The sequence below is a fragment of the Cellulosimicrobium sp. NPDC057862 genome (genome assembly GCF_042797035.1).
Lineage (GTDB): Bacteria > Actinomycetota > Actinomycetes > Actinomycetales > Cellulomonadaceae > Cellulosimicrobium.
The window spans coordinates 16,603-41,865 of the sequence record NZ_JBHVMH010000024.1 but is presented as its reverse complement, the minus strand read 5'-3'; the positions used below and the strand labels follow the sequence as shown (position 1 = coordinate 41,865).

The following is a 25,263-nucleotide window of genomic DNA, read 5'->3' as shown; positions in this document are numbered from 1 at the left end:
GCGACGTCCGCCCCGACCCCCCCGACCGTGACGGACGAGGAGGTCCCCACGGCCACGTCCGCCGCCGAGCTCGACGAGGCCGCCGCGCAGCGGCGCTGGGCCGAGCTCGTGGCCCAGGTCGAGGCCGACCAGCGCGCGTACTACGAGGAGGACCAGCCCGTCTCCTCGGACGCCGAGTACGACGCCCGGATGCACGAGCTCCAGGCGCTCGAGGCCGCGCACCCCGCGCTCCAGTCGCCCGAGTCGCCGACGCAGCGTGTCGGGGGCCGGGCCGCGGCGGGCTTCGCGACGGTCCAGCACCTCGAGCCGATGCTGTCGCTCGACAACGCGTTCAGCGAGGAGGACCTCGCGGCGTGGGCGGCGCGCGTGCACCGCGACCTCGGCGTGGCCGCCGACGCCGAGGTGGACTACCTGTGCGAGGTGAAGATCGACGGCCTCGCCATCGCTCTGCTCTACGAGAAGGGCCGGCTCGTCCGGGCGGCCACGCGCGGGGACGGGCGCACGGGCGAGGACGTGTCCGCCAACGTGCGGACGATCGAGAGCATCCCGCAGCGTCTCGGCGGCGACCCGGCGACCCACCCCGACGTCATCGAGATCCGCGGCGAGGTGTTCATGGGCGTCGCCGACTTCGCGGCGCTCAACGAGAAGCTCGTCGCCGCGGGCCAGGCGCCGTACGCCAACCCCCGCAACACCGCGGCCGGGTCGCTGCGGCAGAAGGACCCGGCGGTCACGGCGAGCCGCAACCTGCGCATGTACGCGCACGGCGTCGGCGCGCTCCAGTGGGAGGCGGGCGAGCACGCCGAGCTCGCGCGGCAGTCCGACGCGTACGCGCTGTTCGAGCAGTGGGGCGTGCCCGTCTCGCCGCACAACCGGGTGGTGCGCGGGCTCGACGAGGTGATGGAGCGCATCGCGTACTTCGGCGAGCACCGGCACGACATCGAGCACGAGCTCGACGGGATCGTCGTCAAGGTCGACGAGCTCGCGCTCCAGCGCCGGCTCGGCGCCACGAGCCGTGCGCCGCGATGGGCCATCGCGTACAAGTACCCGCCCGAGGAGGTCAACACGCGCCTGCTCGCGATCCAGGTCGGCGTGGGTCGCACGGGCCGCGCGACCCCGTACGCGGTCATGGAGCCGGTCAAGGTCGCGGGCAGCACCGTGCGCCAGGCGACCCTCCACAACCAGGACGTCGTCCGGGCCAAGGGCGTGCGGATCGGCGACATGGTCGTGCTGCGCAAGGCCGGCGACGTCATCCCCGAGATCCTCGGGCCGGTCGCGGCGCTCGCGGACGACGGGTACCCGCGCGAGGACTTCGTCATGCCCGCGGACTGCCCGGAGTGCGGCACGCCGCTGCGGCCGATGAAGGAGGGGGACGTCGACCTGCGGTGCCCCAACGCCGAGTCGTGCCCGGCGCAGGTGCGTGGCCGTGTCGAGCACGTCGGCTCGCGCGGGGGCCTGGACGTCGAGGTGCTGGGCGAGGTGACGGCGGCGGCGCTCACGCAGCCGCTCGAGCCCGCCGAGCCGCCGCTGCGGACCGAGGCCGGGCTCTTCGAGCTGAGCGTGGACCAGCTCGTGCCGATCCGGGTCGTGGTGCGCGACTCGGAGACGGGGCTGCCGCGCGAGTACGACGGCGCGGGCGAGCCCGCCGAGATCACCATGCCCGACGGCTCGACCGCGACCGTCAAGTCCGTCTGGCCGTTCCGCAAGAAGCGCAAGCTCTCCAAGGCCGCGGAGCGCGAGGCGGTCGAGGCGGGGGAGCCGCTCTTCGAGGCGTCGACGAACGCGACGAAGCTCGTGGAGGAGCTCGAGCTCGCCAAGACCAAGGACCTCTGGCGCATCCTCGTGAGCCTCAACATCCGCCACGTCGGACCGGTCGCTGCGCGCGCCCTGGCGGACTGGTTCGGCTCGCTCGACGCGATCCGCGCGGCGTCGCGCGACGAGCTCGCGGCGGTCGAGGGCGTGGGCCCGGTGATCGCGGACCAGGTCGTCGAGTGGTTCACGGTCGGTTGGCACGTCGAGATCGTCGACCGCTGGCGCGCCGCGGGCGTGCGGTTCGACATCCCGGGCCACCCGGGACCCGGTGCGCGCCAAGAACCGACGGGCCCGCTCGCGGGCCTGACCCTCGTCGTCACGGGCTCGCTCGAGGGCTTCAGCCGGGACGGCGCCAAGGAGGCCGTGATCGCCGCGGGCGGCAAGGCGTCGGGATCGGTCTCGAAGAAGACCGACTTCGTGGTCGTCGGTGCGAACGCGGGGTCGAAGGAGACGAAGGCGCGCGACCTCGGCCTGCCGATCCTCGACGAGGCGGGCTTCGCCGCGCTGCTCGCCGGGGGCCCGGACGCCGTGGCCGACCGCGTGCGCACCGGCGACGCCTCCGACGAGGAGGGTCCGGGCGCGGACGGCTGAGCCGGCCGGACGTCGCGCCACGGTGCCGCGGACAGACTGACGTCGCCGAGCGAGATCCCCTACCCGACGAGCGGCCACCAGTGGCGCTCGACGAGGTCGCCCGGTGCTGCCAGAGGTACCCAGGCGCCCGGGACACGCACGTCGGCGGTGCCGGAGCGGAAGACGACGAAGTGCGCGTGCGGACTCGGCCAGGGGTAGTCGGGGTATCCCGGGCCCGGGCGCACCGTGTTGCGGACGTAGCCGACGACCGTGAGGTCGCGGGCGGTGCCGAGCACGTCACCGGCCAGCCGTCGCGCCGCGCTCCACCCGGACTCGCCGGTCGCGACCCGCGTGGTCGGGAGGTCCAGCTTCCCGGTGCCGTCCCGGGGGACGCAGAGCACGGCGTCGTCGCGCGCGACGAGGAGCCGGACGAGGCTCGTCGGTTCGGGGCAGCTCCCGCCCCCGGTCCGCACGACGTCGGCGCGCCCGCCGGGCGGTAGCCACGGCGCGTCCGCGACGGTCCGGACGATCTGCTCGGACGCCGTCATCCGGCGGCCCGGCGTCCCGGCCGCCGGGCCACGACCTCGCGCAGCCGCGCGACGCCGTCGGGCGGGACGGGGAGCGACGGGCCGCGCGGGGGAGCGGTCGGCACGCCCAGCAGGGTTGCGAGCGCGTGGAGACCGCTCACCGGGCGCAGTCCGGCGAGGACCGCCGCGAGGTCGCGCAGCCAGGCGACGAGCGGCGCGTCGGGCTCTGCGCCCGCGGCCCGGGCCCGCCGGAGCGCCACGTACTCCGACGGGACGAGCGCGGCGAGACCGGTGTGCCAGGCGTCGGCCGCCTCCGCCCCGCCGACGATCGCCGCGTCGCCGCTCAGCCCGACGCTCACGCCGAGGCCCTCGGTCGCCGCCCGGAGCGTCGCGACCCGGCCGATCGGTCGCGCGGGCGTGGACGCCGGGTCCTTGACCGCCGAGACGGTCGTGGCGCGCGCGAGCCGGGCGAGCGCCTCGGGCGAGAGGTCGTACGCGGTCTGCACGCTCCGGTTGTAGTAGCAGACCGGCAGGTCGACGGCGGTCGCCACGGCCTCGAAGACCGCGACCACCTCGTCCTCGTCGAGGGGGAGGTAGGAGAACGGCGCGAGGACGAGCCCGTCGGCCCCGTCGTCCCGCGCCGCGCGGGCGCGCGCGACGACCTCGCGTGTTGACGCGCCGCTCACCGCGACGTGCACGGCGACGCGCGCCGAGGCCGCGACGGAACCGGCCGCGACCGCCGCGCGCACGACGGCGTCGCGCTCCTCGGGCGCGAACGTCACCCCGGCACCCGACGACGCGAGCACGACGACGCCGTCGACCCCTGCACGCGCCGCGTCGCCCACGAGGGCGGCGAGCGCGTCGAGGTCCGGCGCGTCGCCGGAGGTGAGGGGCGTGATCGGGTAGGCGAGGAGGCCGCGGAACGAGGTCACGCGCCGAGTGTAGGGAACGCTGCGGGCGGCAGGCAGGGCGTCAGCGGCTCGCCCAGAGGATGCCGCGCTCGACGATCGTGCGGACGGGCGGCACCTCGAGGTCGGCGAGCTGGTGCCCCGCCGCGCACACGAAGATGCGGCCGGCGCCCCAGCGACGCGTCCACACGGCGGGAGAGACGACGGGCTCGTGCCAGGGGTCGCCGTCGCGCGGGACGATCGTCGTCGTCGCGAGGACCTCGTTGTAGGAGTCGGCGAGCACCCAGTACTGCTCGGAGTGCAGCGAGATGGAGCTGATGCCGGCGACGATCGGGTGGTCCGCGTGCTCGGGGGCGATCTCGATCGTGTGGTCGATGAGGTCGTGCGCGTGGGCGGCGAACTGCCCGCCCACCATCTGCAGGTAGTCGGTCGCGAGCCGGAACGAGTCCACGATCCCGCCGTGCCAGCCGGCGAACCCCGTGCCGTTGGAGATGGCGGTGCGCAGCCCGCGCATCTCGTCCGGGAGGATCTCGCCCATCGTCCAGCACTGCACGACGAGGTCCATGCCCGCCATGAACTCCTCGTCGGCGTACGACTCGAGCGATCCCTCGAGCGTCACGTCGTAGCCGGACGCCTCGAGGAACGGGACGAACAGCTCCGCCGCCTCCTCGGGTGCGTGCCCGGGCCAACCGCCCCGGACCACGAGCGCTCGACGGTCCCGCTCGGTCATGACTCCTCCTCGTGCCTCGTCACACTCGTCACGCCCACGTGTCGCGGGCAGCGGCCCCCGGCGACCGCGCTCAGGCGATGAGCGCGTCGATCGCTGCGGGCGAGAGTACGTGATCCACGGCCATGGCGCTCGCACCGAGCACGCCGGCCTGGCCGCGGGCCTGCGAGGTGACGATGCGCAGGTGCTGCGTCGCGAGGGGGAGCGACCGCTGGTACACGATCTCGCGGATGCCCGCGATGAGGTGCTCGCCCGCCTCGGCGACGATGCCGCCGATGACGATGAGCGAGGGGTTGAGCAGGCTCACGCAGGCCGCGAGCACGGAGCCGATGTCGCGTCCGGCCTGGCGCACGGCCTGGCTCGCGGCGAGGTCGCCGCCGCGCACGAGCGCGACGACGTCGGAGCTGTTCGTGGCGTCGAGGCCCGCGGCCGCGAGAGCCGCGGCGACCGCCTGGCCGCTCGCGACGGCCTCGAGGCACCCGACGTTCCCGCAACGGCACGGGACGTCGGCGGCGCTCGGGACGGCGACGTGGCCGATGTCGCCCGCGGCGCCCTGGGCGCCGCGCCGCAGCTCACCGTCGGCGATGATGCCGGAGCCGATGCCGGTGGCCACCTTGACGAACAGCATGTCGGTGACGGCAGGCCAGGCGGTCCGGTGCTCTCCGAGCGCCATGATGTTCACGTCGTTGTCCACCAGGACGGACGCGTTGAACCGCTTCTGGAGGATCCCGGGGACGTCGACGTCGTCCCACGCGGGCATGATCGGCGGGTTGATAGGCCGACCGGACGAGTGCTCGACGGGGCCGGGCAGGCCGACGCCGACGCTCACGAGGTCGTCGAGGCTGCGTCCCGTCGTCGCGACGAGCTTCTCTCCCGTGTCCGCGACCCACGACAGCACGACGTCCGGGCCGTCCGCGATCGCGAGCGCGGCGTCGGTCTCCGCGAGCACGTTGGACGCGAGGTCGGTCACGGCCAGGCGAGCGTGCGTCGCCCCGAGGTCGACGGCGAGCACGATGCGTGCCTCAGGGCTGAAGGCGAAGGTCACGGGCGGTCGACCGCCCGTCGAGCTCGCCTCTCCCGCGGGGGCGATGAGACCCGCCGACATGAGGAGGTCGATCCGGGCAGCGATGGTCGACCGCGCCTGCCCCGTGATCGCTGCGAGGTCCGCGCGGGTGCGCGGCTGACCGTCCCGGAGCAGCTGGAACATGTCGCCGGCGCCGGTCGGGCGCGGCGCGAACTTCAGCAGTTCCTCCATGGGCACAGTGAATCACGGGGCCTCTCGTCGGTCGTCCGTACGTGCCGGACGAGTCATCGGCTTTTGCTTGACGATCGCCAAAAGGTACCCTACTGTCCCCTCCCAAGGCGACATAGACGTCGTCGGAAGGTGTGGAGGTCCGAGGAAGGGCCTCTCGTCCGGGCGGGCACCGCCCCTCATCCTCTCGTGCAGACCCGACCGCAGGCCGACTTCCCGCCCGTCGTGGCTCGTCACCGCCCCGTCGTGGCGTCACCCCGTCCGTGCTCCGCCCCGGCTCGCCCCGCCGCGGGGGAGCGTTCCCACCGGGCGTCCAGGGCTGCTCACTTTTGCTGGTAACGAAGTTGTAACAGCGGCAAAAGACCGAGACCTTATGATTGACCGTCGTCAAAAGGTCCGCTAGGTTCACCGCATGGTCACCGCAGACCCTCCCCAGCCGCTCCTGCAGATGCAGGGCATCGTCAAGGTCTTCCCCGGGGCTCGAGCGCTCGACGGCGTCGATCTCGAGATCCTCCCGGGCGAGGTCCACTGCCTCCTCGGGCAGAACGGCGCAGGCAAGTCCACCCTCATCAAGGTGCTCGCCGGTGCCCACCAGCCCACCGAGGGTCAGATTCTCCTCGACGGCGAGCCCATCACCATCTCCGATCCCGTCGCCGCGCTGAAGCACGGCGTCGCGACCATGTACCAGGAGCTCGACGTCGTCGACGGCCTGACCGTCGCGGAGAACGTGTACCTCGGGCACGAGCTGTCGACGCTCGGGTTCTCCCAGCGCCGCGAGGCGGTGCGCAAGACGCGCGAGCTGCTCAAGCGGCTCGGGCACTCGGAGATCTCGCCGACCAAGGAGGTCGAGCACCTCTCGGCCGCGGGCAAGCAGATCGTCTCCATGGCGCGCGCGCTGTCCCACGACGCGCGCGTCATCATCATGGACGAGCCGTCCGCCGTGCTCGACTCCGAGGAGGTGAGCAACCTCTTCCGCGTGGTCAAGGAGCTCACCAAGGCCGGGGTCGCGGTGGTCTACATCTCGCACCGGCTCGAGGAGATCCGCGAGATCGGCGACCGCATCACCGTCCTCAAGGACGGCCGGACCGTCGCGCAGAACCTCCCGGTCTCCGAGACGCCGACGGCGAAGCTCATCACCCTCATGACCGGACGCTCCGTCGAGTACCTCTTCCCCGACTCCCCGGAGATCGACGACGACACGCCCCTCGTGCTCGACGTCGCGGGCCTGGCCCTGCGGGGCGTGTTCGAGGACGTGTCGCTCCGGGTCCGCGCCGGGGAGATCGTCGGCCTGGCGGGCCTCGTCGGCGCGGGCCGCTCCGAGATCATCGAGACGATCTACGGCGCGCGACGGGCGACCGCGGGCACGGTCACGGTGGACTCGAAGCGACTTCGCCCGGGCTCGGTGGCCGCTGCCGTGGGCGCCGGGATCGGACTGGCGCCGGAGGAGCGCAAGAGCCAGGGCCTGCTCCTCGACGAACCCGTCTACCGCAACGTCACGCTCTCGACGTTCGCCCGCTTCGCGCGCTTCAGCCTCCTCGACGAGCGCGCCGAGCGCAAGGCGGCCAAGGAGCAGGCCGACTCGCTCGAGCTGCGGCCCGCCGGCGTCGACCGCGCGATCCGCACCCTCTCGGGCGGCAACCAGCAGAAGGCGATGCTCGCCCGGTGGCTCGTCCACGGCTGCCGTGTCCTGCTCCTCGACGAGCCCACGCGCGGCGTCGACGTCGGGGCGCGCGCCGAGATCTACGCCCTCATCCGCAGGCTCGCCGACGAGGGTGCCGCCGTCGTCGTCGTGTCCAGCGAGATCCCCGAAGTCCTCGGCCTCGCCGACCGCGTCCTCGTCGTCTCCGAGGGTCGCGTCGTGCACGAGGGGCCCTCGAGCTCCATCGACGAGCACCAGGTGCTCGACATGGTCATGGAAGGAAGTGTCGCGTGAGCGAGCAGCAGGTGTCGGCCCCGATGCCGACGGGAAAGCCGGACGCCGACGAGTCGGCCCGGGTCGAGAAGGCCGCGAGCGAGCGCCGCACGGGCGGGTTCCTGTCCGGGGCGGCGGGCCGGAACATCGGCCTCGTCGTCGCGCTGCTGCTCCTGTGCGTCGTGGGCTTCGCGACGGGCGGCGAGCGGTTCCTGAGCGTCAGCAACCTCATGACGATCCTCAGCCTGGGGTCGGTCCTCGGCGTCGTGGCCATCGGGATGACGTTCGTCATCACGACGGGCGGGATCGACCTGTCGGTCGGCTCCGTGCTCGGGCTCGCCTCCGTCTGGGCGACGACGCTCGCGACCCAGTCGTACGGATGGGTCGTCATGGTCGTCTGCGCGCTCGCGGTCGGCATCGGCGCCGGGCTCCTCAACGGCCTGATCATCGCCTACGGCAGGGTCGTGGCGTTCATCGCGACGCTCGCGATGCTCGTCGCCGCACGCGGCCTCGCCGAGCTCATCGCGCAGAAGCGCACGCAGATCGTCGACGTCGCGGCGTTCAACGACATCTTCCGGGGCAACCTCCTCGGGGTCCCGAAGATCGTGTGGATCTTCGCGGTCGTCGCGGTGCTCGGCTGGTTCCTGTTCAACCGCACGACGTTCGGCCGCCGGACGATCGCGGTCGGCGGCAACCCCGAGGCCGCACGCCTCGCGGGCATCAAGGTCAAGCGCCACCTCATGTACGTCTACGCGCTCTCGGGGCTCACCGCGGGCATCGCCGGCGTCATGATCCTCGCCCGTACGAGCGCGGGCTCCTCGACCAACGGCCTGCTCCTCGAGCTCGACGCGATCGCCGCGGTGGTCGTCGGCGGCACGCTCCTCGTGGGTGGCCGCGGCACGATCGTCGGCACGGTCCTGGGCGTCCTCATCTTCACGACGCTCACGAACGTGTTCATCATCAACAACGTCGACAGCTCGGTCCAGCAGATCGCCAAGGGCGCGATCATCGTCGGCGCCGTCCTGCTCCAGCAGCGCCTCTCCCGACGGACCACCTAGCCACCCACCCGTGGCACGACCTCGTCGTGCCTCACCAGCACTGACAGCACCCCACAGTTCCGCAGAGTTCCTCCAGCAGGACAGCATCGAAGGAGATCCCATGTCCGCACGTACCACCCTCCGCCGTCGCATCACGCTCGCGACGGTCTCGGCCGCCTCGATCGCGCTGGTCGCCGCGGCCTGCACGTCGAACACCCCCACCACCGAGGAGACCGGCGACGGTGGCGGTGGCGGGAGCGCGAACGAGGCCGTCTCCGACAACGACGCCCCCGGCGACCCGATCGTCATCGGCTTCTCGGCCCCCGCCGCCGACCACGGCTGGATGGGCGCCATCACGACCGCCGCCGAGGCCGAGGCCGCCGAGTACGAGGACGTCGAGCTCCGCGTCGCCGACGGCACGAACGACGTCAACGTCCAGATCAGCCAGATCGAGGGCTTCATCAACGACGGCGTCGACGCGATCGTGCTCCTGCCGTTCGACGGCGCCGCGCTCACCGAGGTCGCGACCAAGGCGATGGAGGCGGGGATCCCCGTCATCAACGTCGACCGCGAGTTCTCCAGCCCGTTCGCGGCGCGCGCCACGATCCTCGGCGACAACTACGGCATGGGCGTGAGCGCCGGCCAGTACATCTGCGAGCAGCTCGGGGACAACCCCGACGCCGTCGTCGCCGAGATCGCGGGCATCGACTCGCTGCCCCTGACGCAGGACCGCAGCCAGGGCTTCGCCGACGCGCTGGGCGACTGCGGCCTGGACGTCGACAACCGCGTCGCCGCGGACTTCACCGTCCAGGGCGGCGAGGCCGCGACCGCCAACCTGCTCCAGGCCGCGCCGCAGATCGACGCCATCTGGAACCACGACGACGACCAGGGCGTCGGCGTGCTCTCCGCGATCGAGAACGCGGGTCGCGACGAGTTCTTCATGGTCGGCGGCGCCGGCTCCCAGCAGGTCATGGAGCACATCAAGGCCGAGGACTCGGTCCTCCAGGCGACCGTCGTCTACCCGTCGACCCAGGCCGCGGACGGCATCAAGCTCGCGCGCCTCGTCGCGCACGACAAGAGCATGAGCGACCTCGCGTCGTCCGGCGTGCCGCGCACGACCCAGCTCTTCGCGCCGGTCGTCACCAAGGACAACGTCGACCAGTACCTGCCCACCGCGTTCCAGTCCTGACGGACCGGTCCCGCACCTCGCAGGAAGCACGCGGACCACGCCCACGGTCCGCCCGGGTGACCCCCGGCCGGACCGTGGGCGTGCGCCGTGAGAAGCACGGAAGGAACGTCATGGCAGGAAACGACGGCGCGCAGCTCGGCGTCGGCATGGTCGGGTACTCGTTCATGGGGGCAGCGCACTCGCAGGCATGGCGGACCGCCCCCCGGTTCTTCGACCTCCCCCTCGACCCGCGCATGCGGGTGCTCGGCGGCCGCAACCCGGAGGCGCTGGCCGCCGCGGCGGAGCGGCTCGGCTGGGAGTCCACCGAGACGAGCTGGCAGGCGCTCGTCGCGCGGGACGACGTCGACCTCGTCGACGTGTGCACGCCCGGCGACACGCACGCCGAGATCGCGATCGCGGCACTCGAGGCGGGCAAGCACGTGCTGTGCGAGAAGCCGCTCGCCAACACGGTCGCCGAGGCCGAGAAGATGGTCGCGGCCGCCGAGGCCGCGGCCGCGCGCGGTCAGGTCGCGATGGTGGGCTTCACCTACCGCCGCGTCCCGGCCATCCAGCTCGCGCGCCAGCTCGTCGCCGACGGACGCATCGGGACCGTGCGCCACGTCCGCGCGCAGTACCTCCAGGACTGGATCGCGGACGAGAACGCGCCGCTGTCGTGGCGGCTCGACAAGTCGAAGGCCGGCAGCGGGGCCCTCGGCGACATCGGCGCCCACGTCATCGACCTCGCGCAGTTCATCACGGGCGAGCGCATCACCGACGTCTCGGGTCTCCTCGAGACCTTCGTGAAGGAGCGCCCGGTCGCGACGGAGTTCGCCGGGCTGTCCGGCCAGGGCGGCACCGAGCGCGGCCCCGTCACGGTGGACGACGCGGCGGTCTTCCTCGCCCGGCTGTCCGGCGGGGGCATCGGGACGTTCGAGGCCACCCGCTTCGCCTACGGCCGCAAGAACGCGATCCGCCTCGAGATCAACGGCTCGAAGGGCTCGGTCGCGTTCGACTTCGAGGACATGAACGTCCTGCACTTCTTCGACGCTGCGGACGACGCGGTCGTCGCCGGCTTCCGACGCATCGTCGTGACGGAGCCGGAGCACGCCTACGTCGCGCACTGGTGGCCCGCGGGCCACGGGCTCGGGTACGAGCACGCGTTCACGCACCAGGCGGTCGACCTCGTCGAGGGGATCGCGGCCGGCACGCACCCGGCTCCGACCTTCGCGGACGGCCTCGTGGTGCAGCGCGTGCTCGACGCGGTCGAGCGGAGCGCGGCGTCGGGCGGCTGGGTCCAACCGTAGTATCGAGTCCGGGTCGGCCCGCGGGGCGGAGGGTTGACCCGGACACCGGCCCGACGGTGTCGGCCGTTGCAGCGCTGCACGGCCGGCCGAAACCGGTTTGGAGGAAGGAGGCTGGACGCGCAGCGATGGCGCGCATTTAGTACGACGGGCAATCAAAATTGTCGGTCGAGAAGATCCCGGGACGGCGGCCGGCCGATGGCGGCACCCGGCGGAGCGCAGCACTGATTCCCCATCTCGACGAGGAGACCTTGTGAGAAACGTGCTAGGAGGATCGCTCGCCATGAGGCGGACGGTCGCGGCGGCTGCCGCGGCAGCGGTCGCTCTCCCCCTGACTCTGGCGGCGGCGACGTCGGCGAGTGCCGCGACGGTGCCCGCGGGCGTCGCGGCGGCGCCCATCGTCACGGCCGCTGACACCGTCCCGTTCGACGTGCTCGTCTTCAGCAAGACCGGTGGCTTCCGCCACGGGTCGATCCCCGCGGGCATCGCGGCGATCCAGCAGCTCGGCGACGAGAACAACTTCGAGGTCACGGCGACCGAGGACGCGGGAGCGTTCACGGACGAGAACCTCGCGCAGTACGACGCGGTCGTGTGGCTGTCCACGACCGGTGACGTCCTCAACGACGACCAGCAGGCCGCGTTCGAGCGCTACATCCAGAACGGGGGCGGGTACGCGGGCATCCACGCGGCGTCCGACACCGAGTACGACTGGCCCTGGTACGGCGGGCTGGTCGGCGCGTACTTCAGCGCTCACCCCCAGAACCAGGACGCGACCATCAAGGTCGAGGACCACGCGCACGAGTCGACGGCGCACCTGCCCTCGCGCTGGGACCGCTACGACGAGTGGTACAACTTCCGCACCAACCCGCGCGACACGGTGCACGTGCTCGCGAGCCTCGACGAGACGTCGTACTCGGCGGGCTCGGGTGCCATGGGCGCCGACCACCCGACGGCCTGGTGCCAGGTCTACGACGGCGGCCGGTCCTGGTACACCGGCGGTGGCCACACCGACGAGTCGTTCCAGGAGCCGGAGTTCCTCCAGCACCTGCTCGGCGGCATCCAGACCGCCGCGGGCGTCGTGCCGTCCGACTGCAACGCCACGCAGTCCGACAGCTACGAGCTCGTGCCGCTGGACGAGAACACCGCGAACCCGATGATGCTCGACGTCGCCCCGGACGGGACGGTCTTCTACGTCGAGCGCGACGGGCGCGTGCGCGTGATCGACCCCGCGACGAACCAGACCACGACGGCGGCGACCCTCGCGGTGACGCAGGCCAACGAGGACGGGCTCACGGGTGTCGTGCTCGACCCGGACTTCGCCACGAACGGCTGGGTCTACCTCTTCTGGTCGCCGCAGGACGTCGGTGCTGACGGCCCGCACAACCGGGTGTCCCGGTTCGACTACGACGCGGCGACGAAGACGGTCTCGCTCGCCTCGGAGAAGGCGGTCCTCAAGATCCCGACGCAGCGCGAGACGTGCTGCCACGCGGGCGGCGACATGGTGTTCGACGCGGACGGCAACCTGTTCGTCGTCACCGGCGACAACACGAACCCGTTCGAGTCGGGCGGCTTCACGCCGATCGACGAGCGCGCCGGGCGCCAGAACTTCGACGCGCAGCGCACGTCGGCCAACACGAACGACCTGCGCGGCAAGGTCCTGCGGATCCACCCGGAGGACGACGGCACGTACACGGTCCCCGCGGGCAACATGTTCGCGCCGGGCACCGCGCAGACGAAGCCCGAGATCTTCGCGATGGGCTTCCGCAACCCGTTCCGGATCGGCGTCGACCCGACGACCGGCAACGCGCTCGTCGCGGACTACGGTCCCGACTCCGGCGCGGCCGACCCGGCGCGCGGGCCGCGCGGCGCGGTCGAGTGGAACGTCGTGAGCGACCCGGGCTTCTACGGCTGGCCGTACTGCACGGGCTCGAACAACAGCTACGTCGACTACAACTTCGCGACCGGCCAGTCCGGCGCGGCGTTCGACTGCGCCGCGGGCGTCGTCAACAACTCGCCGAACAACACGGGCCTGCAGCAGCTGCCCCCGGCGATCGAGGCGGAGGTCTGGTACACCGGCGGCGGGAACCCTGAGTTCCCGGAGATCGGTGGCGGCGGGGCGCCCATGGGCGGCCCGGTCTACCAGTACGACGCCGAGCTCGACTCGGACGTCAAGTGGCCGGAGTACTGGGACGGCAAGGCCCTGTTCGGCGAGTGGAACCAGGGCAGGATGTACTCGTTCCAGCTCGACGGCGAGAAGCGCGACGACCTCGTCGACATCAACCGCGTCCTGCCGAAGATCTTCGACCCCTCGGCCGGCTTCGACCGGCCGATGGACTTCGACTTCGGTCCTGACGGCGCGCTGTACGTCGTCGACTGGGGCTCGGGCTTCGGTGGCAACAACGACTCGAGCGGCGTCTACAAGGTCAACTACGTCCAGGGCGACCCCGCCCCGATCGCCCGCGCGAGCGCGGACGTGACGAGCGGCGCCGCGCCGCTGACGGTGCAGTTCTCCTCCGAGGGCACGCGCCACCCGGCGGGCGACCCGATCACGCTGCAGTGGACCTTCGGCGACGGCTCCGCGCCGTCGACCGAGGCCAACCCCGTGCACACGTACACGGAGAACGGCAGCTACACCGCCCAGCTCGTCGCGACCGACGAGTCCGGCGCCGTGGGCGTGGCGAACGTGTCGGTCGTCGTGGGCAACCAGGCCCCGACCGTCTCGATCACGTTCCCGGAGAACGGTGGCTTCTTCGAGTGGGGCGACCAGGTGAAGTACGAGATCGCCGTGGACGACCCCGACGGCGAGGTCACGTGCGACAACGTCACGCTGTTCACGTCGCTCGGCCACGACTCGCACGCCCACCCCATGGAGGAGCTCTCCGGCTGCTCGGGCACGCTCCAGACGGCGCGTGACGAGGGGCACGGCATCGAGTCGAACATCTTCTGGGTGGTCGAGGCGATGTACACCGACGACGGTGGCGAGGTCGGCGTGCCGCTCCCGGCGAACGACCTGCAGATCCTGCAGCCGAAGCTGCTCCAGTCGGAGTTCTTCACCTCGACGGGCCGCCTCGCCGGCTCCACGAGCGGGGGCGACCCCGGCGTCCAGACCGAGACGACCGGCGACTCCGCCGGCGGCGGCCTGAACATCGGCTTCATCGAGCCCGGTGACTGGTGGGCGCACGAGCCCGTCTCGCTCGCGAACGTCGACTCCATCACCCTGCGCGCGGCGTCGCCGGGCGGCGGCGGTCCGATCTCGCTGCGGTGGGACGACCCCGAGGGCCCGGAGATCGGCAGCGTCACGGTCCCGGCGACGGGCGACTGGCAGGTCTACACCGACGTCACCGCCGAGCTGCACGACGTCCCGTCGGGCAGCGGCACGCTGTACTTCGTCCAGACCGCCGGCCAGTCGAACGTCAACTGGATGGTCGTCAACGGGCGCGGCGTGACGGACAACGTCCGGCCGACGATCGACACGTTCGACGTCACCCCGACGACGGGCACCGCCCCGCTGACGGTGACGGCGACGGCGACCGCCTCCGACCCCGAGGACGACGCGATCACGTTCGCGTGGGACGCGGGGCTGGGCGACGGGTTCGTCGACGGCACGGACTCGTTCGAGGTCACGTACGACCAGCCGGGCACGTACCGGCTCCAGGTGCGGGCCACGGACGCGCGCGGCGCGTACTCGGTGGAGTACACGACCGTGACGGTGAAGGAGACCCAGACGGGACCGGGGATGTGCTTCTCGGGCCGCTCGGACGACTTCCTCGGCACGGACCTCGACGAGGACCACTGGACCGTGGCCAACCGCGACCAGAACCTCGCCGTGCGCGACGGTCACCTCGTCATCCCGACGACGGCGACCGACTTCTACGGCACCGACAACACCACGGTGCCGAACCTGGTGCTCCAGGACCTTCCGGACGGGCCGTTCACGGCCACGGCCAAGCTCACGCTGCCGGCTCGCCAGCAGTACCAGCAGGCAGGCCTGCTGATCTGGGAGGACCAGGACAACTACGCGAAGATGGTGCTGCAGGGACGCTCCAACCCCGCAGACCCGGCGACGCGCATCTTCCAGTTCATCCGTGAGGAGAACGCTCAGCCCAACGAGGTCGGTGCCTCCAACACCGCCGCCCTCGGCGCCGCCTACCCGGACACGGTCTACGTCCGGTTCGTCAGCAACGGCGAGAACCTCCAGGCGGCGTACTCGGCCGACGGCGTCGACTTCACGACGATGTCGGAGACCAAGTCGATCGCCGACCTGGAGAACGCGAAGATCGGCCTCGTGTCGCTCAAGGGGAACGGCACCGCCGCGCCCGTGGTCGACGCCGAGTTCGACTGGTTCTCCATCACGCCCGACGACACGGCGTCCGCCCCCGGGCCGGACGACGAGTTCGACGGCAGCGCCCTCGACGCGTGCCGCTGGTCGATCGTCCGCGAGGACCCGACCGGCTACCGCGTGGCGGACGGCTCGCTCCAGATCGACACGACCCCGACCGACATCTACGGGACGGGCAACACGGCCGTGCCGAACATCCTGCTCCAGGAGCAGCCGGGCGACGAGTGGACGGTCGAGACCAAGGTCGACGGCTCCGCGTTCGACCGCCAGTACCAGCAGGGCGGTCTGATCGTGTACGGGGACGACGACAACTACGTCAAGCTCGACTACGTGGTCGACAACCAGGCGGGTCAGGCCAAGAACGCCCGGATCGAGCTGCGCAGCGAGGTCGGCGGGGTCGTCCAGGACCCGCAGCCGCAGACGGCGAGCCTGGCCGAGACGGTCTGGCACCTGCGCCTGACGCGCTCCGGTGACACGTTCACCGGCGCGTACAGCGCCGACGGCGAGACGTGGACCACGTTCGACCAGAGCGTGACCAACGCCGCCGCGGCGGACGCCCAGGTCGGGCTCTTCGCGCTCGGTGCGTCGGCTGCCACGGGCGCACCCGCGTCGTTCGACTACTTCCGGGTGGTCGGCGACGAGGCCGAGCCGATCGCGGTGACCATCACCGCGGAGACGCGCTGCATGGCCGGCAAGGTGTTCGTCGCGGTCCGCGCGGCGAACGACGACGCCGTGCCGCTCGCGATCACTCTCGAGACCCCGTACGGGTCGAAGGAGTTCGCGGACGTGGCGCCCGGGGCGAACGCCTACCAGTCGTTCGCGTCGCGTGCCGCAGGGGTGGACGCGGGCACCGTGACGGTGACCGCGACCGACGCCGAGGGGAGGACGTTCTCCGGGACGGCGGACTACGCCGCCCGGGCCTGCTCCTGACAGGTTCCGGCGGGTCGGTGCCCTGAGCACCGGCCCGCCGGGCACCGCGCTCGGCGTGCGGGCGCTCGGCGGACGGGCGGCCCATCGGCCGGGCCGACCGTACGCTGCCCGCACGACGAGCACGACGGGGACCTCCGGGTCTCCGGCCCCGGCGCCCGGGAACGGGCGCTCCGGCCCGGCGCCGGGGCACCCCGGGGACCGACGACCGCCGTCGGCCCCGGAGCCACCACACGGACCACGACGAGGTGATGACCCGATGTCCAGTACGTCTGCGCAGCCCAGCGGCACCACCCGCTCCAGCACCCGATCCCGGGTCGGGGCGCGCGCTCTTCTCTCCGCGGTGCTCGGCGTGCTGCTCGGCGCCGTCGTCGCGCTGCTGGGCGTCGCGGCCCCGGCGGCCGCGCACGGCGGCGACGTCGTGATCTCCCTCGGCACCGACGGTGAGGGCGGCATCTCCGCCAACCTGACCTGGAAGCTCGACGGCCACCCGGTCGAGGAGGCGGCCGACGTCTCCGTGACGGCGGAGTCCGCGGACGGCGAGACGGTCGGCCCCCTCACCCTCTCGTCGGCGTCGGAAGGCGTCGGCTGGTACACGTCCGAGCCCGGCGTCCTCGCCGAGGGCAACTGGACCCTCACCGCCAAGATCACGCACCCGTCCGAGGCGACCGCGTCCGCGCAGGTCGACGTCGTGCCCCTGCCCGAGCCGGCCCCGGACGCGGACGACGAGGCCGCGGCCGGTGCCGAGGACGCTTCGGCCGGCACGGGCGCCGAGGACGACGCCACCGCGGCGGACGGGCCCGGCACCACGGCCGAGGAGTCGACCGGCGGCGGCGCCGGCGTGTGGATCGCCGTCGCCGTGGTCGCCGTGCTCCTCCTCGCCGGCGGCTACGTCGTCCTCCGCCGCCGCTCGCGCGCTGCCGCAGCCGACGAGTCGTCGGACGGCAAGCCCCGCTCCCTGACCAGCACGTCCGCCCGGTGACCCCGGGCGCGATACCGAGAACGACCGAAGGAGACACGACCATGGCACGACCGATCACCCTCTTCACCGGGCAGTGGGCCGACCTGCCGTTCGAGGAGGTGGCGCGGCTCGCGTCCGGCTGGGGCTACGACGGGCTGGAGATCGCCTGCTGGGGAGACCACCTCGACCCGTGGCGCTGGGACGACGACGAGTACGTCCAGGGCAAGCTCGACCTCCTCGCCAAGTACGACCTCAAGGTCTACGCGATCTCGAACCACCTCAAGGGCCAGGCCGTCTGCGACGACCCGATCGACCAGCGCCACCGCGACATCCTCCCGGACGTGGTGTGGGGCGACGGCGACCCCGAGGGCGTGCGCCAGCGCGCCGCCGAGGAGATGAAGCACACCGCGCGGCTCGCCGCGAAGCTGGGCGTGAAGACCGTCGTGGGCTTCACGGGCTCGGCGATCTGGAAGTACGTCGCGATGTTCCCGCCGGTCTCCCAGGAGGCGATCGACGCCGGCTACCAGGACTTCGCCGACCGGTGGAACCCGATCCTCGACGTCTTCGACGAGGTCGGCGTGAAGTTCGCCCACGAGGTGCACCCGAGCGAGATCGCGTACGACTACTGGACGACCGTCCGTACGCTCGAGGCGATCGGGCACCGCGAGGCGTTCGGCCTCAACTGGGACCCGAGCCACATGGTGTGGCAGGACCTCGACCCGGTGAGCTTCCTGTGGGACTTCAAGGACCGCATCTACCACGTGGACTGCAAGGACACGAAGAAGCGGATGCACAACGGCCGCAACGGGCGCATGGGCTCGCACCTGGCCTGGGCGGACCCGCGCCGCGGCTGGGACTTCATCTCGACGGGCCACGGCGACGTGCCGTGGGAGGACGCCTTCCGCATGCTCAACACGATCGGCTACGAGGGCCCCATCTCCGTGGAGTGGGAGGACGCCGGCATGGACCGCCTGGTCGGCGCGCCGGAGGCCCTCGAGTTCGTCAAGAAGTACGCGTTCGACGCCCCGGACGCGGCGTTCGACGCCGCGTTCTCGACCAAGTAGCAGGCGCAGTCTCCCCGTCGGCCGGCTCGGCCGGCCGGCGGGTGGGGGAGAACAGTCCGACACGCCACCGCCCCCGGCCCTCGACGGCCGGGGGCGGTGGCGTGCCCGCGTCCGGCAGGCCGCCCGTGCCTGCGCCGCGCGCAGCGGGCGTCTCCGCAGGCAGGGCCCATGTGATCCTTCACATTTGTTTTGCGGCTTGGGTTATATAACCGTGACGATTGATGTTCGGCTTTTGCTTGACGCTCGACAGAAGTGCCCCTACGTTGTCATCCATGCGAGCCGACGACGTCGCGCAGGACGTGCGTACCCCGGTGCTGGACCCGGGTACGCCCCTCCCGGGAGCGACCACCACAGGGGCCCCTGCCGCCCGGAGCACCTTCCCCGCCAGCACCCCGGACGAGGGCGGCCTGCCGGCCGTCGGCTACCGCGCGGGGATCCTCGGTGCGGGCTTCATGGGCGGCGTCCACGCGCGCGCCGTGCGCACCGGTGGCGGACGGGTCGTGAGCGTCGCGGCCGCGGACCTCGAGATCGCCCGCGCGGCGGCGCCGGGCCTCGGCGCCGAGCGTGCCGTCGCCACCGCGGAGGAGCTGCTCGCGGACCCCGAGGTCGACGTCGTGCACGTGTGCACGCCCAACCACCTGCACGTCCCGCTCGCCCGCGCCGCGCTCGCGGCGGGCAAGCACGTCGTGTGCGAGAAGCCGCTCGCGACCGACGTCGAGGGCGCGGTCGAGCTCGCGGCGCTGGCCGCCGAGGCGCGCGCCGCCGACGGCCGGGTCACCGTCGTGCCGTTCACCTACCGGTTCCACGCGATGGTGCGCGAGGCGCGCGAGCGCGTGCGCCAGGGCGAGGTCGGCACCATCTCGCTCGTGCACGGCTCCTACCTTCAGGACTGGCTCCTGCGGGAGTCGGACGACAACTGGCGCGTCGATCCCGCGCTCGGCGGCGCGAGCCGGGCCTTCGGCGACATCGGGTCCCACTTCTGCGACCTGCTCGAGTTCACCACCGGGCACCGCATCGCCCGGCTCGTCGCGCAGTCGGCCACCGTCAACCCGCGTCGTCGGGGGGCGGACGGCGTCGTGCACGAGGTGGCGACCGAGGACGCGGTCACGCTCCAGTACGCGACGGACGGCGGGGCGCTCGGGACCGCGGTCATCTCCCAGGTGTCGGCGGGCCGCAAGAACCGGCTGTACCTGGAGATCTCGGGCTCGGAGTCGACGCTGTCGTTCGACCAGGAGCAGCCCGAGACGCTGTGGGAGGGCCGCCGCGACGTGTCGCGCCTCCTCGTGCGCGACCCCGAGGCGCTCTCCGCGGCCGCCGCCCGCTACTCGCGCCTGCCCGCCGGGCACGCGCAGGGCTACCAGGACTGCTTCGACGCGCTCGTCGCCGACACGGCGACGGCGATCGGCGGCAGCGTCCCGGACGGCCTGCCCACGTTCGACGACGGCCTGCGCGCCGCCCGCCTCGCCGCCGCCGTGAGCGAGTCGGTGCGCTCGGGCGGCTGGGTGGAGGTACCGGCATGACCGCGACGACCACGCGCGAGCCCCGGCCGCCGGCGGCGGGGGAGGGTGGCGACGAGCCGATCCTGCGGCTGCGCGGCATCGGCAAGGAGTTCTTCGGCAACTCCGTGCTGCGCGGCATCGACCTCGACGTGCGGCCGGGCGAGGTCCACGCGCTCGTCGGCGAGAACGGCGCGGGCAAGTCGACGCTCATGAAGATCATCGCGGGCGTGCACCGCCCCGACGCGGGCACCATCGAGCTCGACGGGCAGACCACGACCTTCGCGTCGCCCCTCGCCGCGCAGCACGCGGGAGTCTCGACCGTCTTCCAGGAGTTCAACCTCCTGCCCGAGCGCTCGGTCGCCGAGAACGTCTACCTCGGTCGCGAGCCGCGCCGTGCGGGGCTCGTCGACCGCCGCCGCATGCACGCGGACACCACGGCGCTCCTCGCCGACCTGGGCCTCACCGGCCTCGCGTCGTGGACGCGCGTCGGTTCGCTCTCGGTCGCCCAGCAGCAGATCGTCGAGATCGTCAAGGCCGTGTCGTACGACGCGCGCATCATCTCGATGGACGAGCCCACGGCCGCCCTCGCCGACCAGGAGGTCGAGCTGCTCTACGAGCTCGTCCACCGGCTCAAGGAGCGCGGCGTCGCGATCCTCTACGTGTCGCACCGCCTCAAGGAGATCTTCGACCTCTGCGACACGATCACGGTGCTCAAGGACGGCAACCACGTCCTGACGACCCCGACGGCGGACATCGACCCCGACGGGCTCGTGCGCACCATGGTCGGCCGCGACTTCGCCGGGTACTTCCCGGACAAGGACCCCTCGACCGTCCCGGGCGAGGTGCGCCTCGCGCTCGAGGGCGTGGGCAACACGCAGGTCGACGACGTGTCGCTCGAGGTGCGGGCGGGCGAGATCGTCGCGCTCGCCGGTCTCCAGGGCTCGGGCCGCACCGAGATCGCGCACGGCATCTTCGGCATCGCGGGCTTCACGCGCGGCCGCGTGCTCGTCGGCGGCAAGCCGGCGGACGTGCGCTCGCCGCGCCAGGCGGTGCGTGCCGGGCTCGCGCTCGTGACCGAGGACCGCAAGGCGGAGGGCCTCGCGCTCGGGCAGTCGATCCTCGCGAACGCGCGGCTCGTGCTCGACGCCGTCGTGCCCGGCCAGGCGGACCGGCGCGCGAAGCGCATCCCCGGCATCCTCTCCTCGTTGGAGCTCGTCGCGAGCTCGCAGGAGGCCGAGGTCCAGTACCTGTCCGGCGGCAACCAGCAGAAGGTCGTCCTCGCGAAGTGGCTGGTCACCGACCCGCAGGTGATCGTGCTCGACGAGCCGACCCGCGGCATCGACGTCGGCGCCAAGCGCGCCGTCTACGACCTCATGCGCGAGCTCACCGCGAGCGGCGTCGCCGTGCTGTTCATCTCGTCCGAGCTCCCCGAGGTCGTCGCGATGGCGGACCGCGTGCTGGTCATGCGCGACGGCCGCCTCGCGGGCGAGCTCCCCGCCGGCAGCGACGAGGAGACCGTGATGGCCCTCGCCACCGGCGCGGGGGAGGACACGTCGGGCGAGCACGTCCAGGTCGACCTCGCCGCCCTCGCGGACGCCGACGACCTCCCCGGCGCCGAGCCCGGCAGCCCGCACGACACCGACACCGACGGCCCGCAGGAGGACCGATGAGCACCGCGGTCGCGACCGCCGCCCCCACCGCGCGCCGCGCCCCCGCGCGCCGGCGCCGCCTGGGGTCGACGGAGATCGTCTATCTCGCCCTCGTCGGGATCCTCGTGATCGCCGGCGTCCTCGTCGCCGTCGGCGGCGGCAACCTGTTCAGCACCGCGAACACGGCGTACATGCTCACGCAGACGAGCCTGCTCGGGTTCGTCGCGATCGGGCAGACGTTCGCGATCCTGTGCAAGTCGCTCGACCTGTCCGTCGGGTACGTCGTCGCGCTCAGCTCGATCGTCGGCGCGACGACCATGGCGGGCGACCCCTCGCGCGTCTGGCTCGGCGTCCTCGCGGCGGTGGGCGTCGCGGCGGTCGTCGGCCTGGTCAACGGGCTCGTCATCGCGAAGCTCCGCGTCAACGCCTTCATCGCGACGCTCGGCGTCGGCCTCATCATCAAGGGCTACCTCGACACGCAGTTCAAGGGCCCGGCGGGGGAGGTGCCCGCCTCGTTCCAGATGTTCGGGTACACGCGCGTCGGCCCGGTGCCGGTCTCGACGATCGTCATGCTGCTCGTCGCGGCCGTGGGCGTCGTGCTCCTCACGCGCACCCGGCCCGGGTACCACATGTTCGCCGTCGGCGGGAACACCGACGTCGCGCGGCTCTCGGGCATCCGGACCGACCGGACACTGATCCTCGCGCACGTGCTGTGCTCGGTGTGCGCGGGCGTCGCCGGCCTGCTCATCGCCGCGCGCTTCGGCACCGGCAACGCGCTCGTGTACTCCTACGGGCTCGACCTCGACTCGATCGCCGCCGTCGTGCTGGGCGGAACGCTCCTCATGGGCGGGCGCGGCTCGATCGTCGGGACGGTGGGCGGCGTGCTCATCCTCGCCGTGCTCGACACGGTGTTCAACGTGCTCGACGTCGACCCGTTCTTCAAGGACGTGCTGCGCGGCGTCATCATCATCGCCGCGGTCGCCCTGTACGCCCGGCGCCAGATCGACCCGGCGAGCAGCCGGGCCCGCTTCCGCCCGACCCGCACCGGAGGTGCGTCCGCATGACCACCGACACCACGCGCCGGACGATCCCCGCGCGCGCGCCGCGGGCCGGCTGGCTCGAGCGCCTCACCGCCGGCGGGAGCTGGACCGTGTTCGCGCTGCTCGTGCTCGTCTTCGCGGTCATCCTCGTGATGAACCCATCGTTCGGCGAGCCCATGTCGCTCATGGCCTTCGTCAAGAAGGCGGCTCCGCTCGTCATCCTCGCCATCGGGCAGTACTTCGTCATCGTCTCGGGCGAGTTCGACCTCTCGGTCGGCTCCCTCGTCGGCGCCCAGGTCGTCATCGCGGCGAAGCTCATGGACGGCGAGGACTCGATGACGTGGCCCGTCATGGCGCTCATGATCGTGTTCGGCCTCGCGGTCGGGCTCGTCAACGGCCTCGTGACGACGCTCCTCAAGGTGCCGTCGTTCATCACGACGCTGGGCATGATGCTCGTGCTCTACGGCGCGATCCGGCTCTGGACGGGCGGCGCCCCCACGGGCGCGCTGACCGACGGCTTCCGGCAGTGGGGTCGCGGGGGCATCCCCGACACCCCGGGCCAGTTCCAGGTGCCGTACGCGCTGCTGATCGTCGTGGTCCTCGGCGTCCTCGCCGCCCTGCTCATGCGCCGGCCGTTCGGCCGCACGCTCGTCGCCACGGGCGACAACGACGTCGCGGCCGGCTACGCCGGGAGCTCGGTCTGGTGGGTGCGCACGCGTGCCTTCCTCCTCTCGGGCTTCATGGCGACCGTCGCGGCGATCCTCATCGGCGGCTACGCGGGCGTCACCGCGCAGGTCGGGCAGGGCCTGGAGTTCATGGCCATCACGGCCGTCGTGCTCGGGGGCGTCGTGCTCGGCGGCGGGCGGGGCACCGTGATCGCCGCGATGGCCGGCGCGCTCACGCTCGAGGCGCTGTTCACGCTGTTCAACCAGCTCAGCCTCCCGTCGACGATCCGTCCGGCGATCCAGGGCGTGATCATCATCGCGGCCGTCGCCTACGCCGCGCTGCCGCGCCGGTCGCGGCGCCGCACGTCCACCCCCGACGTCCCGCCTGCCGCGGGCCCGACCACCGCACCGAAGGAGCCCGCCCCCGCGAACGCCTAGCCCCTCGCGCCGGCGGGACCTGCTCCCGCGCGCCGTCGACCACGACCGAGCACGACCCCCAGAAGAAGTCCCCACCCTTCCGAGCTGTACCCCCTTCCCCCGCACGCTGCGGGACGACGACGTCTCACCCCCAAGGAGAGAAGGACATGCGACGTACACGAGCACTCCTGGCCGGCGCGGCGGTGGCCACGCTGTTCCTCACGGCCGCCTGCACGACCGACACCCCCACCGACAGCGGCGAGGGTGGCGAGACCTCGGCCGAGGAGAGCCCCGCGAGCGAGGAGTCCGGCGGCGCCGACTCCGAGTGGTTCGTCCAGGCGGACTACGACCGTCAGCTCGCCCAGCGCGAGGTCGTCCCCGAGGGCCCGGCCGACCAGCCGTGGCTCCAGGCGATCGAGCCCGAGTACGTGGACACCGCGGAGTACGCGAGCGAGGGCGGCGGCAAGACGCTGTGCTTCTCGAACGCCTCGGTGTCCAACCCGTGGCGCGTCACCGGCTGGATCACGATGCAGCAGCAGGTCGACGTCCTCACCGAGGAGGGCGTGATCGGCGAGTTCCGCGTCTCGGACGCGGCGGACGACGACAACAAGCAGATCTCCGACATCCAGGCGTTCGTCGAGGCGGGCGACTGCGACGCGATCGTCATCTCGCCGTCGACGACGGCGACCCTGACGCCCGCGGTCGAGGCCGCGTGCGAGTCGGGCAAGCCGGTCATCGTGTTCGACCGTGGTGTCAACACCGACTGCATGGTCACGTTCATCCACCCGATCGGCGGCTACGCGTACGGCGCCGACGGCGCCGAGTTCCTCGTCGAGAACCTCGAGCCGGGCTCGAAGGTCCTCGCGCTGCGCATCCTGCCCGGCGTCGACGTGCTGGAGAACCGCTGGGCCGCGGCCGACAAGATCTTCTCGGAGTCCGAGCTCGAGGTCGTGGGCGCGGAGTTCACTGGCGGCGACGGCGCGAAGATCAAGGACATCGTCACGCAGTACCTGCAGCGTGGTGACGTGGACGGCATCTGGATGGACGCGGGCGACGGCGCCGTCGCGGCGGTCGAGGCGTTCGAGGACGCCGGCAAGCCCTACCCGGTGTTCATGGGCGAGGACGAGATGAGCTTCCTGCGCAAGTGGAAGGACACGGACATGACCGCCCTCGGCGCCGTGTACTCGAACTTCCAGTGGCGCACCCCGATCCTCGCGGCGCAGATGATCTGGGCCGGCGAGCAGGTGCCGTCCGAGTGGGTCCTGCCGCAGGCGCCGATCGACGCCGAGGAGCTCGACGCGTACCTCGAGGCGAACAAGGACATGCCGTCCCTGCACTACGCGAAGTTCGGCGGCGAGGACCTGCCGGGCTTCCCGGAGGCATGGACCGACCGCTGACCGGACCGCTGACCGGACCGCTGACCGGTCGTCCGCACCGGGCCTGAGAGGGTCCGGAGAACCACCCGGTCCGACCTCCGCGGTCGGGCCACCA

General features: G+C 72.3%; 17 protein-coding genes. 13 read left to right on the top strand and 4 right to left on the bottom strand.

Annotated features, from left to right (window positions below):
• Positions 1-27: 27 nt before the first annotated feature.
• The gene (gene ligA, locus ACFVN3_RS19295) at positions 28-2,400 is read left to right on the top strand and encodes an NAD-dependent DNA ligase LigA (protein ID WP_378234612.1); all 2,373 of its coding nucleotides are present in this window, start codon (positions 28-30) and stop codon (positions 2,398-2,400) included.
• Positions 2,401-2,459: 59 nt separating this feature from the next.
• On the opposite strand, the gene ACFVN3_RS19290 is transcribed toward ligA, so the two are convergent.
• From ACFVN3_RS19290 to ACFVN3_RS19275, 4 genes are all read right to left on the bottom strand, one after another.
• Positions 2,460-2,927 carry an NUDIX hydrolase gene (locus tag ACFVN3_RS19290; RefSeq protein ID WP_378234602.1) on the bottom strand — a complete coding sequence of 156 codons (468 nt, stop codon included), beginning with the start codon at positions 2,925-2,927 and terminating at the stop codon, positions 2,460-2,462.
• Positions 2,924-3,838, bottom strand: coding sequence for a dihydrodipicolinate synthase family protein (locus ACFVN3_RS19285; protein ID WP_378234601.1), 915 nt, complete (start codon positions 3,836-3,838; stop codon positions 2,924-2,926). The genes ACFVN3_RS19290 and ACFVN3_RS19285 overlap by 4 nt, the downstream gene beginning before the upstream one ends.
• 40 nt (positions 3,839-3,878) lie before the next feature.
• Positions 3,879-4,544 (bottom strand): ThuA domain-containing protein, encoded by a 666-nt coding sequence (locus ACFVN3_RS19280; protein ID WP_378234600.1) that lies wholly within the window; start codon positions 4,542-4,544, stop codon positions 3,879-3,881.
• Positions 4,545-4,614: 70 nt separating this feature from the next.
• The gene (locus tag ACFVN3_RS19275; protein ID WP_378234599.1) at positions 4,615-5,796 is read right to left on the bottom strand and encodes an ROK family protein; all 1,182 of its coding nucleotides are present in this window, start codon (positions 5,794-5,796) and stop codon (positions 4,615-4,617) included.
• Between the two features lie 409 nt (positions 5,797-6,205).
• On the opposite strand from ACFVN3_RS19275, the gene ACFVN3_RS19270 reads away from it, so the two are divergent.
• From ACFVN3_RS19270 to ACFVN3_RS19215, 12 genes are all read left to right on the top strand, one after another.
• Positions 6,206-7,726, top strand: coding sequence for a sugar ABC transporter ATP-binding protein (locus tag ACFVN3_RS19270; protein ID WP_378234598.1), 1,521 nt, complete (start codon positions 6,206-6,208; stop codon positions 7,724-7,726).
• Positions 7,727-7,749: 23 nt separating this feature from the next.
• Positions 7,750-8,763 (top strand): ABC transporter permease, encoded by a 1,014-nt coding sequence (locus ACFVN3_RS19265; RefSeq protein WP_378234611.1) that lies wholly within the window; start codon positions 7,750-7,752, stop codon positions 8,761-8,763.
• Positions 8,764-8,863: 100 nt separating this feature from the next.
• The gene (locus ACFVN3_RS19260; RefSeq protein WP_378234596.1) at positions 8,864-9,931 is read left to right on the top strand and encodes a substrate-binding domain-containing protein; all 1,068 of its coding nucleotides are present in this window, start codon (positions 8,864-8,866) and stop codon (positions 9,929-9,931) included.
• Between the two features lie 110 nt (positions 9,932-10,041).
• On the top strand, positions 10,042-11,214 hold the full coding sequence (locus ACFVN3_RS19255) for a Gfo/Idh/MocA family protein (protein WP_378234595.1): 1,173 nt from the start codon (positions 10,042-10,044) through the stop codon (positions 11,212-11,214).
• 280 nt (positions 11,215-11,494) lie between these two features.
• The gene (locus tag ACFVN3_RS19250; RefSeq protein ID WP_378234594.1) at positions 11,495-16,480 is read left to right on the top strand and encodes a ThuA domain-containing protein; all 4,986 of its coding nucleotides are present in this window, start codon (positions 11,495-11,497) and stop codon (positions 16,478-16,480) included.
• Between the two features lie 256 nt (positions 16,481-16,736).
• Entirely contained in the window at positions 16,737-17,459 is a 723-nt protein-coding gene (locus tag ACFVN3_RS19245) for a hypothetical protein (RefSeq protein WP_378234592.1), read from the top strand.
• Positions 17,460-17,500: 41 nt separating this feature from the next.
• Positions 17,501-18,502 carry a sugar phosphate isomerase/epimerase gene (locus ACFVN3_RS19240; protein ID WP_053369958.1) on the top strand — a complete coding sequence of 334 codons (1,002 nt, stop codon included), beginning with the start codon at positions 17,501-17,503 and terminating at the stop codon, positions 18,500-18,502.
• A 272-nt stretch (positions 18,503-18,774) separates the two neighbouring features.
• Complete coding sequence (locus ACFVN3_RS19235) at positions 18,775-20,022, top strand: Gfo/Idh/MocA family protein (RefSeq protein WP_378234591.1); 1,248 nt, start codon at positions 18,775-18,777, stop codon at positions 20,020-20,022.
• A complete protein-coding gene (locus ACFVN3_RS19230) occupies positions 20,019-21,671 on the top strand; it encodes a sugar ABC transporter ATP-binding protein (RefSeq protein ID WP_378234590.1) in 1,653 nt (550 codons plus the stop codon). The genes ACFVN3_RS19235 and ACFVN3_RS19230 overlap by 4 nt, the downstream gene beginning before the upstream one ends.
• Complete coding sequence (locus tag ACFVN3_RS19225; protein WP_047234093.1) at positions 21,668-22,714, top strand: ABC transporter permease; 1,047 nt, start codon at positions 21,668-21,670, stop codon at positions 22,712-22,714. Before ACFVN3_RS19230 ends, ACFVN3_RS19225 begins: the two co-directional genes overlap by 4 nt.
• Positions 22,711-23,793 carry an ABC transporter permease gene (locus tag ACFVN3_RS19220; RefSeq protein ID WP_378234588.1) on the top strand — a complete coding sequence of 361 codons (1,083 nt, stop codon included), beginning with the start codon at positions 22,711-22,713 and terminating at the stop codon, positions 23,791-23,793. Before ACFVN3_RS19225 ends, ACFVN3_RS19220 begins: the two co-directional genes overlap by 4 nt.
• A gap of 146 nt (positions 23,794-23,939) precedes the next feature.
• On the top strand, positions 23,940-25,169 hold the full coding sequence (locus ACFVN3_RS19215; protein ID WP_378234587.1) for a substrate-binding domain-containing protein: 1,230 nt from the start codon (positions 23,940-23,942) through the stop codon (positions 25,167-25,169).
• Positions 25,170-25,263: the final 94 nt, after the last annotated feature.

What these genes read in the sequence shown, in the direction of transcription:
- ACFVN3_RS19250 (WP_378234594.1), top strand. Translation starts at nt 11,495, where the DNA reads ATGAGGCGGACGGTCGCGGCGGCTGCCGCGGCAGCGGTCGCTCTCCCC.
- ACFVN3_RS19215 (WP_378234587.1), top strand. Translation starts at nt 23,940, where the DNA reads ATGCGACGTACACGAGCACTCCTGGCCGGCGCGGCGGTGGCCACGCTG.
- ACFVN3_RS19220 (WP_378234588.1), top strand. Translation starts at nt 22,711, where the DNA reads ATGACCACCGACACCACGCGCCGGACGATCCCCGCGCGCGCGCCGCGG.
- ACFVN3_RS19270 (WP_378234598.1), top strand. Translation starts at nt 6,206, where the DNA reads ATGGTCACCGCAGACCCTCCCCAGCCGCTCCTGCAGATGCAGGGCATC.
- ACFVN3_RS19265 (WP_378234611.1), top strand. Translation starts at nt 7,750, where the DNA reads ATGCCGACGGGAAAGCCGGACGCCGACGAGTCGGCCCGGGTCGAGAAG.
- ACFVN3_RS19225 (WP_047234093.1), top strand. Translation starts at nt 21,668, where the DNA reads ATGAGCACCGCGGTCGCGACCGCCGCCCCCACCGCGCGCCGCGCCCCC.
- ACFVN3_RS19280 (WP_378234600.1), bottom strand. Translation starts at nt 4,544, where the DNA reads ATGACCGAGCGGGACCGTCGAGCGCTCGTGGTCCGGGGCGGTTGGCCC.
- ACFVN3_RS19290 (WP_378234602.1), bottom strand. Translation starts at nt 2,927, where the DNA reads ATGACGGCGTCCGAGCAGATCGTCCGGACCGTCGCGGACGCGCCGTGG.
- ACFVN3_RS19260 (WP_378234596.1), top strand. Translation starts at nt 8,864, where the DNA reads ATGTCCGCACGTACCACCCTCCGCCGTCGCATCACGCTCGCGACGGTC.
- ACFVN3_RS19255 (WP_378234595.1), top strand. Translation starts at nt 10,042, where the DNA reads ATGGCAGGAAACGACGGCGCGCAGCTCGGCGTCGGCATGGTCGGGTAC.
- ACFVN3_RS19275 (WP_378234599.1), bottom strand. Translation starts at nt 5,796, where the DNA reads ATGGAGGAACTGCTGAAGTTCGCGCCGCGCCCGACCGGCGCCGGCGAC.
- ACFVN3_RS19235 (WP_378234591.1), top strand. Translation starts at nt 18,775, where the DNA reads ATGCGAGCCGACGACGTCGCGCAGGACGTGCGTACCCCGGTGCTGGAC.
- ACFVN3_RS19230 (WP_378234590.1), top strand. Translation starts at nt 20,019, where the DNA reads ATGACCGCGACGACCACGCGCGAGCCCCGGCCGCCGGCGGCGGGGGAG.
- ACFVN3_RS19240 (WP_053369958.1), top strand. Translation starts at nt 17,501, where the DNA reads ATGGCACGACCGATCACCCTCTTCACCGGGCAGTGGGCCGACCTGCCG.
- ACFVN3_RS19245 (WP_378234592.1), top strand. Translation starts at nt 16,737, where the DNA reads ATGTCCAGTACGTCTGCGCAGCCCAGCGGCACCACCCGCTCCAGCACC.